Consider the following 10,717-nt stretch of genomic DNA (forward strand, 5'->3'; position numbering starts at 1 on the left):
CCCCCCGGTGATGACCACCGGGGGGCACGCGTCGTCCGCGGGTCGCAGCCCGCCGGGGCCTACTTCAGGCGGTTGCCGGCCGAGCGCAGCTGCTGGGCGGCCTCGGCCACGCGGCCGGCCATGCCCGCCTCGGCGAGCTTGCCCCAGGTGCGCGGGTCGTAGGTGTTCTTCTTGCCGACCTCGCCGTCGACCTTCAGGACGCCGTCGTAGTTCTGGAACATGTGGGCGGCGACCGGGCGGGTGAAGGCGTACTGGGTGTCGGTGTCCAGGTTCATCTTCACGACGCCGTTCTCCAGCGCGGTGGCGATCTCCTCGGCGGAGGAGCCCGAGCCGCCGTGGAAGACGAAGTCGAACGGGTCGGCCTTGCCGTACTGCTTGCCGATCGCGTCCTGCAGCTCGCGCAGCAGCTCCGGCTTCAGGACGACGTTGCCCGGCTTGTAGACGCCGTGCACGTTGCCGAAGGAGGCGGCCAGCAGGTAGCGGCCCTGCTCGCCCAGGCCCAGCGCCTCGGCGGTGCGGACGGCGTCGTTGACCGTGGTGTACAGCTCGTCGTTGATCTCGTGGGTGACGCCGTCCTCCTCGCCACCGGTCGGGGTGATCTCGACCTCAAGGATGATCTTGGCGGCGGCGGCCTGGGCCAGCAGCTCCTGGGCGATGGCCAGGTTGTCGGCCAGGGTCTCGGCGGAGCCGTCCCACATGTGCGACTGGAACAGCGGGTTGCGGCCCTGCGCGACGCGCTCGGCGGAGACCGCCAGCAGCGGGCGGACGTAGCCGTCCAGCTTGTCCTTCGGGCAGTGGTCGGTGTGCAGCGCGACGGTCACGTCGTACTTGGCGGCCACGATGTGGGCGAACTCGGCGAGCGCGACGGCGCCGGTCACCATGTCCTTGCTGTGCTGGCCGCCCAGGAACTCCGCGCCACCGGTCGAGATCTGGATGATGCCGTCGCTCTCGGCCTCGGCGAAGCCGCGCAGGGCGGCGTGCAGGGTCTGCGACGAGGTGACGTTGATGGCCGGGTAGGCGAACTTGCCCGCCTTGGCCCGGTCGAGCATCTCGTTGTAGACCTCGGGAGTTGCGATGGGCATGCGAATGCTCCTGTCGGGTTGCGGCGTACGGACGGTCCTGTCCGACGCTGAGTACGACTCCGGGGTGTCCGACGGCCGATGCGCGGCTTTGCGGTGCGGCCTGCCGGTAACCAGGTTCGCGGCGACTGCCGCGGTACGACAATGAGGGTGAGAGCGACCGCGGACCGGACGCCGGAGTCATCTTCCCAGACCACCCCCCTCGCACACCATGTGGCCCGCCTGTCGGGACGGGTGCCGCGGGCCTGCGACGAAGGGTGGACGAACCGCTCCTCCTGGCGGGCGAGGCCCCTCGTAAGGGAGGACCGCTATTCTGCGGCCGTGGACTACAACCAGCTGGCGCTCAACCTCCTCGACGCCAAATCACTGATCTCGTCCCTCGGTGCCATCGGGCTGATCGCGATCATCTTCGCGGAGACCGGCCTGCTGGTCGGGTTCTTCTTCCCCGGTGACTCGCTGCTGATCCTGGCCGGCGTCGCCGCCTCCAGCGCAGCCTCTTCGGTGCTCGGCGACGGCGCCCGGCTGCCGATCGGGGTGCTGCTGGTCGGCGCGCCGATCGCGGCGATCATCGGCGCCCAGCTCGGGCACCTGCTCGGGGCCAAGCTCGGGCCGAAGATGTTCGACAAACCCGATTCGAAGATCTTCCGCCGCGACTACGTGGTGAAGGCCGAGGAGTACTTCAACAAGTTCGGCGCCGGCAAGGCCGTCGTCCTGGCCCGCTTCATGCCGATCGTCCGGACCTTCCTCAACCCCGTCGCGGGCACCCTCGGGATGTCCGCCAGGACCTTCTTCGTCTGGAACGTCATCGGCGGCATCGTGTGGACCGAGTCCATGCTGCTGCTCGGCTACTTCTTCGGCGACGCGCTCGCCCCGGTGATCGACAAGTTCCTGATCCCGGCGATCCTGCTGATCGTCCTGCTGTCGATCTCGCCGATCCTGTTCGAGGTGGTCCGCGAGCGGCGCAAGCGCAAGGCCGGCGGCGCCGAGGCCGCCGCGGCCGCTGCCGAGGCCGTCCAGGCCGGCGGACGCCACCGCCGCGGCTGAGCGGACGACCCCCGTACGGAGAACGGCCGGTGCCGGTTCCGATTCCACGGTTCCACGTGGAACGGGGCCGGCACCGGCCGTTTCGGCCGCCGGGCGGGTCGCCCGGCGGTCCGGTGGATCAGAGACCCAGGTCGTCCAGGGTGTAGGCGGTCACGTACGGCAGACCGGCCTCCTCGATCGCCGGAGCGGCACCGCGCTCCACGATCACCGCGACGCCGACCACCTCGGCACCCGCCTCGCGCAGCGCCTCGACCGCGGTCAGCACCGAGCCGCCGGTGGTGGAGGTGTCCTCGACCGCCAGCACCCGGCGGCCCTTCACGTCCGGGCCCTCGATCCGGCGCTGCAGGCCGTGCGCCTTGCCCGCCTTGCGGACCACGAACGCGTCCAGCTCGCGGCCGCGCGCGGCGGCGGCGTGCAGCATCGAGGCGGCCACCGGGTCGGCGCCCAGGGTCAGCCCGCCGACGGCGTCGTAGTCGAGGTGCGCGGTGGCGTCCAGCATCACCCGGCCGACCAGCGGGGCGGCCTGGCCGTCCAGCGTGATCCGGCGGAGGTCGACGTAGTAGTCGGCCTCCAGGCCCGAGGAGAGGGTGACCTTGCCGTGCACGACGGCCTTGTCCTTGATCTGTGCCAGCAGGGCGTCGTGGTCGTTGCTCATGAGCGTCCAGTCTAGGGCTTGTCCCGGGCGGCGGACCGTCGGGCCCGCCGTGCCGCGGGCGAGGTCAGCGCTTGCGCAGCACCCGGACCAGGACCACCGCGCCGCCCACCAGCGCCACCCCGCCGCCGATCATCCACGGCACCGCACTGCGGCCCGCCCGGCCGGGGCCCAGCGGCACGATCCCGCCCGCCTCGCCGCCCCAGCGGGACGCCGCCCGGGCCCGCGCGCTGCGGGCCGGCAGGGCCGGGGCGTACCGGCCGCGCGGCGGGGCGTGGTCAACCTCCTCGGCCGAACGGCCGACGATGCTGCGGCGGACCGGTCCGCTCAGCACCGGCTCCGGCTCGTAGTCGAACGGCAGCTCGGTCGGCAGCTCGGCGGAGACCTCCGCGGCGGCCCCCTCGCCGTCCTCGCCGGCCTCCCCGGCGTCCTCCTCCGGCTCGTCGTCCGACCGGGCCGCGGACAGGCCGAAGTGCTCGGCCTCCGCGTCGGAGAAGGAGATCAGCTCGGAGAGGTCGTCCTCCAGGTCGTCGCCGGGCTCGTCCTGGCGCTCCTCCAGGAACACCACGGTCCCCGGGGTCTCCGGGCCGTCCTCGGCCTCCTCCGGCGCCTCCGCCCCGTCCTCGGCGCCGTCGGGGGCGGCCAGTGCGGCGGCGAAGCGGTCCAGCAGCCGGCGGCCGGCCGCGTCCAGCATCTCGTCGTCGAACTCGGCGAGCCGGCCGGTGGCGGTGAGGTCGCCGGTGAAGCGGACCACCGCCGTGCCGTCCTCGGCGCCGTCCGCGACGCTCACCCGGACGGTCGCGGTGGCCTCGCCGCTGCCGCGGGCCTCCTGGCCCTCCGCCAGCGCCGTCAGCACCCCTTCGCGGCCCTCGATCAGCGAGAGCACCCCGCGGTAGGTGATGGTGGAGGCGCCGATCCGCAGCTTGAGCCGCCCGCCGATCTCCTCGGCCGGACCGTGGCCGGCCGCGGCCGGTTCGGTGCTCAGGCCGGGCACGCAACGGGCCAGCAGAGCCGGATCCTGCAGGGCCTGCCGGACGGCTCCGGCCGGCATCGGGACGACAACCTCATGCTCCATGCCACGGAGCCTACCCATCACCCCCGTCCACAGCCCCCCACCACCCGCCCCCGATCCGCACCGGGGCCCGACCCGGGTCCCGGTGCGGCACCCGGGACCTCCGGCCTTCCGCCGCCCGCCCCCGCCGGGCCCGCCCTCCGCCCGGTCCGCCGGCTCCTCAGCGGGGGCGGAGCAGGGTGTGCGGGGCCGGGGGCCGGGCGGGCCGGGCGGCCGCCAGGCGGGTGGCGGAGGTGCGCAGGGCGGCCGGGGTGAGGGTGCGCGGGGGCGGGGCGTCGGCGGCCAGGGCGAGGGCGGGCGGGGCGGCCGCGGCGAGCAGGAAGGTCTGCCCGGCCGCCCCGCCCGGGGTGCAGGACGCGGTGGCGCCGCCGGGGACGCCGTACGGGGCGGTGTGCAGCCCGGCCGCGCGGAGCCCGGCCTCGACCGGCCAGAGGCCGGCCTCGTCGCCGCCGGCCCGGACGGCGATCCGGCCGCCCGGGGCCAGCAGCCGGCCGGCGAGGCCGTAGAACTCCTGCGAGTGGTACGTGGTGGTGCCGCCGTCGGAGGGTGCCGGGAGGTCCGCGAGGACGGCGTCGAAGCCGGCCGCGTCGGGCCGGCGGTCGCGCAGCCACTCCAGCGGGTCGGCAGCGGCGGTGTGGACCCGGGGGTCGTCGAATGCGTGCCCGGTGAGGGCGGCGAGGCCGGGGTCGGTCCGGGCGAGCCGGGTGAGTGCGGGGTCGCGGTCGACGACGAGGACCTCGCGGACGCCGCCGTGCCGGAGCACCTCGCGCAGGGCGAGCCCGTCCCCGCCGCCGAGCAGCAGGATCCGGGCGTCCGGCCCGGCGGCGAGGGCGGGGTGGACGAGGGCCTCGCTGCCGCGCTGCTCGTCGGGGCCGCAGACGGCGAGCCGTCCGTCGAGGTAGAGCCGCAGCGGCCCGTCGACGGGGCCGGTGAGCACGATCTCCTGGTACCGGCCGTGGGTGGCGCTGCGGACGTCGGGGCCGTAGAGGGCGCGCCGGGCGGCCCGTTCGACGGCGTCGGAGCCGGCGGCGGCCGCGGCGAGGACGGCGAGGACGAGGCCGCAGCCGACCCAGAGCAGGGCCCGGGTCCGGGGGGCGGGTTCCTCGCGGAAGAGCCAGAGCACCACGGCGGATCCGGCGACGGCGTTGACGGCGCCGGTGACCAGGGCGCCGGTGGCCTGGCCGAGCGCGGGCAGGATGACGAACGGGAAGGCGAGGCCGCCGATCAGGGCGCCCACGTAGTCGGCGGCGAACAGGTCGGCGGCGGCGCGGCCGGCGTCCTCGCGGCGGATGCGCTGGACGAGGGTCATCAGCAGCGGGATCTCGGCGCCGATGAGGATGCCGATGAGGCAGGTGAGGCCGACCGTGGCGCCCTGGGAGCGGCCGAACCAGGCCCAGCAGGAGTAGAGCGCGAGGACGGAGAGGCCGCCGGTGAGCGCGAGGGCGCATTCGACCAGGGCGAAGGCGGTGGCCGGGCGGCGGGTGAGCCGCTTGGCGAGCAGGGAGCCCAGGCCCATCGAGAACACCATGACGGAGAGCACGACGGAGGTCTGGGTGACGGAGTCGCCGAGCAGGTAGCCGCCGAGTGCCACGAGTTCGAGCTCGTAGACGAGTCCGCAGGCCGCGCAGACGAACGCGGCCAGCAGGACGGTCAGGCGGGCGAGGCGGGGGCGGGCGCGCAGCCGGGTCCGACGGCGGGCGGGCAGGGGGGTCAGGCTCCGCCCGAGCCGGGGTGGGCCGCTGCCGTCGTCGAGGTCCAGTCCCGGCTGTGCGGGTGGCGGGCCGGCCGGATGGTTGATCACGAACAAACGCTAGGCGACGTTCGGTGCGGATAGCTGCGTCCATTCGGCGGACAGCGGCGGCTACCGCATTGACGGATCGTTCCTGCGTGCGATTCAGCGGCTCCGGTGGTCATCCCCGGCGGACCACCAGCGAGGAGCGGGTGCAGACCAGCCGGCCCTCCTGCGGGTAGGCGTGCCAGGTGCGCCAGAGCAGCCGGTCGGCGCCGCCCTGGGTGACCAGGGCGGTGAAGGCGCTGGGGTCGCCGGGGAAGACGCCGGCCAGGCCGCGCGGGTGGCCCTCCACGAGGGCCAGCAGCTCCTGGGCGCGGGCCGCGAAGTCGTGCGGCGGGAGCGCCTCGATCCGGGCCGCGAACTCGTACTCCCAGCCGGCGACCTGCTTGGCGACCCGGGCGGGCAGCGGGGTGCGGCGGCCGGGCAGGCAGGCGACGGTCTCCAGGCACTCGCCGGGCCCGGCGGCGATCACCACCTGGTGGGAGGCGCCGAGGAGGCGCAGTTGGAGGGTGCCGGGCGGGCCGGGCAGGTCGGCGCCGTCGAGTCTCAGGTCGCGGACCGCGAGCGCGGGCAGCGGTTCGCCGCCGAGGCACCAGGCCAGGTCACCGGCGCGGGTGTCCGTGTAGGAGGTCTGCAGTGTGGTGAGCATGCTCGGCTCCGCGTTTCAGCTCCGTGCGCGCCCGCCGAGCAGCATCCGACCAGTCCTTGGCCCTTGGCGAGGCTGTTCGTGGCTGTGCGGTCCAGGGCGCGGCCGACCGTGGAAGGAAGGATTCCGGCTGGAGATTCAGCAGCAGAGAAGCATGAATACGCCGGGTCCGTCGGTGATTTACCCAACTTTGTCAAGCATTCACCGTTTCGAGCACACCCGCTTCCCTGCTGTGATCGACCCGTTGTGCGACTCTGCACAGCACGCGCCCCTGAGACCGTCTCATGCGCCGTGCGCGCCGGTAGTGCGCCCTCTGCGCCGGTGGTGCGGGGGCGGCACGGGAGTGCCCGGTGGGCATGGCCGGGACCATGCCCACCGGGCACGAGGGATTGCCCAGGAGGCAGTCCAGCAGGGTGAATTGACCGACCGTCAGGAGCGGCCGGGAGGGCGCGCCGGCTCAGAGCCTCCCGAGCCGGTCGACCGCCTCGCGGAGCACCTCGGCCCGCTTGCAGAAGGTGAACCGGACGAGCGGCCGGCCCGCCTCGGTGTCGTCGTAGAAGACCGCGTTCGGGATGGCGACGACGCCGCAGCGCTCCGGCAGCCGCCGGCAGAACTCGATGCCGTCCTTCTCGCCCAGCGGGGTGATGTCGGTGGTGATGAAGTAGGTGCCCTCCGGCCGGAAGACCCGGAACCCGGCCCCGGCCAGCCCGTCCGCCAGCAGGTCGCGCTTGTGCAGCAGCTCCGTCCGCAGCCCGGTGAAGTACGCGTCGGGCAGCCGCAGCGCCTCGGCGACGGCGTACTGGAAGGGCCCGGCGCTGACGTACGTCAGGTACTGCTTGGCGGTGCGGACGGCGGCGACCAGCGGGGCGGCGGCGGTGATCCAGCCGACCTTCCAGCCGGTGAAGGAGAAGGTCTTGCCGGCCGAGGAGATGGTGACGGTGCGCTCGCGCATGCCGGGCAGGGCGGCGATCGGGTGGTGCCCGCCGGCGAAGACGAGGTGCTCGTAGACCTCGTCGGTGACGACCAGCAGGTCGTGTTCGACGGCGATCCGGGCGACGGCGGCCAGCTCCTGTGCCGAGAGGACGGCGCCGGTCGGGTTGTGCGGGGTGTTGAGCAGCAGCAGCCGGGTGCGCGGGGTGACCAGCGCGCGCAGCTCGTCGAGGTCCGGGCGGAAGCCCGGGGCGCGCAGCGTGAGCGGCACGCGGACGGCGCCGGCCATGGCGATGCAGGCGGCGTACGAGTCGTAGAAGGGTTCGAGGGCGATCACCTCGTCGCCGGGCTCCAGCAGGGCGAGCAGGGCGGCGGCGATGGCCTCGGTGGCGCCGGCGGTGACCAGCACCTCGGTGTCGGGGTCGTACCCGAGGCCGTAGAAGCGCTGCTGGTGCTCGGCGATCGCGGTGCGCAGCTCGGGGATGCCGGGCCCGGGCGGGTACTGGTTGCCGCGGCCCTCGCGCAGGGCCCGGACGGCGGCCTCGCGGATCTCCTCCGGTCCGTCGGTGTCCGGGAAGCCCTGGCCCAGGTTGATCGAGCCGGTGGCGGTGGCCAGGGCGGACATCTCGGCGAAGATCGTCGTCCCAAGACCGTCCAGGCGGCGGTTCAGCAGCGGCCTCGTACCCAATTTCCGGCTCCTCCCGGCTCGTCGTGGGCCCATCCTGGGGGAGTCGGGGCACGCACCACAAGCACCGCCGGGGGACGGCTGCGGCCCGTCGCCGGGGGTCTCCGGGGACGGGCCGCTGCACGGGGAGGGGCGGGGCTCAGCTCTCGTCGGAGCCCTCGGCGGCGGGGCCGCCCTCGCCCTCCTCGATGTCCTTCTGCAGGCCGAGGCGCTCGGAGATCCACTGCTCGAAGCCGACGGCGGCCTGGGTCCAGTTGGCGGTGGTGGTCACGAAGTAGTCCAGGTTGACGCCGGTGCCGACGATCATCTGGGCCTCGCCGATCAGGCGGACCACGCCGTCCTCGTGGGTGTGGGTGTAGACCTTGGGCCAGAGGGTCTCGCGGTTCCACTCGTCGATCAGGTCGAGGATCTCGCCCTTGTCCTCCAGCGGGTACGGGCGGTCGTAGAACGCGCGGACCGCGAAGAGCTCCTTGTGCTCGCCGCGGAACATGTAGTAGACGCGGAAGCCCTCCCAGGGGGCGGTGAGGTCGCCCTCCTCGTCCACGACGTGCTTCAGCTGCATCTGGTCGAGGAGCTGGGTGACCAGCGCCTGGTCCGGGACGACGATGGGCGGCGGGCCCGCCGGATTCCCGCCCTGGCCGCCGCCGGGGCCCTGGGGGAGGCCGAACGACGGGATGGACGACGGGTCGATGCTCATGGGTCCTCTTCTCAGCGCACATGGTGGCCGGCAATGAGAGGCGGCCCTTCCAAGAACCATCCTGCCTCATTCGGGGCCCGGCTCACAGGGGTGCCCGGGGGCGTGCCGCGGCGACCTCCCGGGTGGCCCGGGAGGCGGCGGGGCGGGCCCGGGAGGATCTAGCGCGGGCGGAAGATCTGCAGGTAGCGGAGGGTGCCGGTCTGGCCGCCGTCGTTGTAGTAGCTGCTGTTCCAGGTCCAGGCGGGGATGTGCCGGTGGCCCGGTCCGGAGGGCCCGTAGACGCTCTCGTAGTAGTAGAGGTCGTTGTTGCCCGAGTAGAGGTCGCTGACGCCGTAGATCTGGACGTCCAGGTAGCCGTCGTTGGCGAAGCAGACCCGGCTGCCGCCGGAGAGGACGTTCACGAAGTCCCACCGGCCGGCGCAGTCGACCCGGTTGATGGCGCTCGCGTCGGCGGCCGGCAGGGCGAGGGCGAGCGAGGCGGCGGCCACGGAGGTGAGCGCGGCCTTCTTCCAGCGGGAGGGCATGGTGCTCCTTGACTCGGCGACGGGCTTCGGCGGGCGCGGACGACGGGATCCTCGCAACGGCCCGCGGCGGCGACCAGGAGGTTCGCCGGAGGTTGGGCGGCGGAACTGCCGGGGCCGGTGATCAAACCTGTGCAGGGAGTGACCCTTGTCACGCACTGAGTGCGGTGTTTCGGCTGCCGGGCCGATCGGTTGCCGTTAGCGTGCGACGGAACCTTCCCGGCGGGCAAAGGCCTCTGCCGGTGGACGAGTTGGGGTGCATCGGGGTGGGCGCTGTGGTGGAGAGGCCTGTGCCCGGGGAGGCCGCCTCCCTGGGCGCGCTGTTGCGGAGCCTGCGGCTCGACCGGGGGATGACCCAGGAGGAACTGGGCGAGGCCTCCGGGCTGAGCGTCCGGTCGATCCGGGACCTGGAGCACGGCGTCTCGTGCCCGCGGATCTCCACCCTCCGGCTGCTCGCCCGGACCTGGGAGCTGCCCGAGGAGCAGGGGGCGGAGCTGCACCGGCTGGCCCGCGCCTGCCGGGACCGGTCGCGGCAGGCCGCGGCGGTCGCCGGCCGCAGGGAGCGGGACGGCCGGGCCGGAGCGGACGCGTGAGGGCGCACCTGCGTGCCGCGGGCGCGGTGCTGGCCTGTGCCGGTGCGGCGGCCGCCCTGTCGGGCTGTGCGTCGCAGGGAGGGACGGCGGCGGTGTCCCCCGCGCTCACCCCGCCGCCGCTGGGAGCGGCCGTCGCGCCGCCGTCCGGGCGCGAGGGGATGCTGCAACTGCCGCTCTCCGCCTTCGGATCCGACGACGGGGCGGCGGCCGAGCGGACGGCGGCGATGCGCGTGGTGATCACCCGGTGCATGCACGCGGCCGGGTTCGCCGCGTTCACCCGGGCGGACGCGGTGGACGAGGGCACCCGGCCCGCGGACGTGAACGCCATGCCGGCCGGCGCGTTCGGCTATCTGCCGGAGAGCGTGGCCGCCGTCCAGGGCTTCCACCCGGGGCGCCCGCCCGCCGCGCCGGGTCCGCCGCGGCGGGCGATCACCGCGGCCGAGGAGCCGGCCCTGCAGGAGTGCGTGAAGAACTCGTACGGCGAGCTGGCGCCGGCCGGCGGGGGCGGGTCGGAGCTGGTGAGCCGGCTGTTCGGGCAGGCGCAGGCGGCGGTGGAGCGGGACGCCCGGGTGCTGGAGGCCGTCCGGGCCTGGACGGACTGTATGGCGCGGTCGGGGTTCCCGGGGGTGACCCCGAGCGGGCTGGTCGAGCAGTACCGGGCGCGGGCCGCGGCCACGCCCGAGCCGACCGCGGAGGAGCTGGCCGCGGCGCGGGCCGATGCCTCCTGCACCACCGGCAGCAATCTGGCGGGCGTCTGGTTCGCCGCGCTGACGGGCTACCAGCAGCAGTTGATCGCCGCCAACCAGGAGAAGCTGGCGGAGTACCGGGACGGCTGGAAGGCGTACCGGGCGAAGCTGGCGAAGATCGTCGCCGAGGGCTGAGCCCCGGGCCCTCCACGCGGTGCGGACGGGCGGCGGACGGGCGTGCGGCGGGCGGCCCACCCGCCCCCCCCCCCCCCCCGCGAAAACTCCACCGGCCCCCCGGGCCGGACGGCCAGCCCGGCGCC

Annotated in this window: 11 protein-coding genes; 3 read left to right on the plus strand and 8 right to left on the minus strand. The window is 74.3% G+C overall.

Annotated features, from left to right (window positions below):
- Nucleotides 1-59: 59 nt before the first annotated feature.
- Nucleotides 60-1,082 (minus strand): class II fructose-bisphosphate aldolase, encoded by a 1,023-nt coding sequence (fbaA, locus tag ACWGB8_RS27430; protein WP_452216287.1) that lies wholly within the window; start codon nucleotides 1,080-1,082, stop codon nucleotides 60-62.
- A gap of 318 nt (nucleotides 1,083-1,400) precedes the next feature.
- Between fbaA and ACWGB8_RS27435 the strand changes: the two genes are divergently transcribed.
- The gene (locus ACWGB8_RS27435) at nucleotides 1,401-2,123 is read left to right on the plus strand and encodes a DedA family protein (RefSeq protein ID WP_452216288.1); all 723 of its coding nucleotides are present in this window, start codon (nucleotides 1,401-1,403) and stop codon (nucleotides 2,121-2,123) included.
- Between the two features lie 118 nt (nucleotides 2,124-2,241).
- Here ACWGB8_RS27435 and pyrE read toward each other — a convergent pair whose 3' ends face one another.
- From pyrE to ACWGB8_RS27470, 7 genes are all read right to left on the minus strand, one after another.
- Nucleotides 2,242-2,778, minus strand: a complete 537-nt coding sequence (gene pyrE / locus ACWGB8_RS27440; RefSeq protein WP_452216289.1) for an orotate phosphoribosyltransferase — start codon at nucleotides 2,776-2,778, stop codon at nucleotides 2,242-2,244.
- A gap of 64 nt (nucleotides 2,779-2,842) precedes the next feature.
- Nucleotides 2,843-3,850, minus strand: coding sequence for an SRPBCC domain-containing protein (locus tag ACWGB8_RS27445; RefSeq protein ID WP_452216290.1), 1,008 nt, complete (start codon nucleotides 3,848-3,850; stop codon nucleotides 2,843-2,845).
- A 157-nt stretch (nucleotides 3,851-4,007) separates the two neighbouring features.
- The gene (locus ACWGB8_RS27450; protein WP_452216291.1) at nucleotides 4,008-5,648 is read right to left on the minus strand and encodes a polyamine aminopropyltransferase; all 1,641 of its coding nucleotides are present in this window, start codon (nucleotides 5,646-5,648) and stop codon (nucleotides 4,008-4,010) included.
- A 109-nt stretch (nucleotides 5,649-5,757) separates the two neighbouring features.
- Complete coding sequence (locus ACWGB8_RS27455) at nucleotides 5,758-6,288, minus strand: DUF2617 family protein (protein ID WP_452216292.1); 531 nt, start codon at nucleotides 6,286-6,288, stop codon at nucleotides 5,758-5,760.
- A 454-nt stretch (nucleotides 6,289-6,742) separates the two neighbouring features.
- A complete protein-coding gene (locus tag ACWGB8_RS27460; protein WP_452216293.1) occupies nucleotides 6,743-7,936 on the minus strand; it encodes a pyridoxal phosphate-dependent aminotransferase in 1,194 nt (397 codons plus the stop codon).
- Between the two features lie 103 nt (nucleotides 7,937-8,039).
- Complete coding sequence (locus tag ACWGB8_RS27465) at nucleotides 8,040-8,597, minus strand: YbjN domain-containing protein (RefSeq protein ID WP_452216294.1); 558 nt, start codon at nucleotides 8,595-8,597, stop codon at nucleotides 8,040-8,042.
- A 158-nt stretch (nucleotides 8,598-8,755) separates the two neighbouring features.
- Nucleotides 8,756-9,121 (minus strand): beta/gamma crystallin domain-containing protein, encoded by a 366-nt coding sequence (locus tag ACWGB8_RS27470; RefSeq protein ID WP_452216295.1) that lies wholly within the window; start codon nucleotides 9,119-9,121, stop codon nucleotides 8,756-8,758.
- A 272-nt stretch (nucleotides 9,122-9,393) separates the two neighbouring features.
- Here ACWGB8_RS27470 and ACWGB8_RS27475 point away from each other — a divergent pair, with 272 nt between their 5' ends.
- Both ACWGB8_RS27475 and ACWGB8_RS27480 read left to right on the plus strand, forming a co-directional pair.
- A complete protein-coding gene (locus tag ACWGB8_RS27475; protein ID WP_452216296.1) occupies nucleotides 9,394-9,711 on the plus strand; it encodes a helix-turn-helix domain-containing protein in 318 nt (105 codons plus the stop codon).
- A complete protein-coding gene (locus tag ACWGB8_RS27480; protein ID WP_452216297.1) occupies nucleotides 9,708-10,592 on the plus strand; it encodes a hypothetical protein in 885 nt (294 codons plus the stop codon). The genes ACWGB8_RS27475 and ACWGB8_RS27480 overlap by 4 nt, the downstream gene beginning before the upstream one ends.
- Nucleotides 10,593-10,717 lie beyond the last annotated feature (125 nt).

The organism is Kitasatospora sp. NPDC054939 (assembly GCF_053610105.1).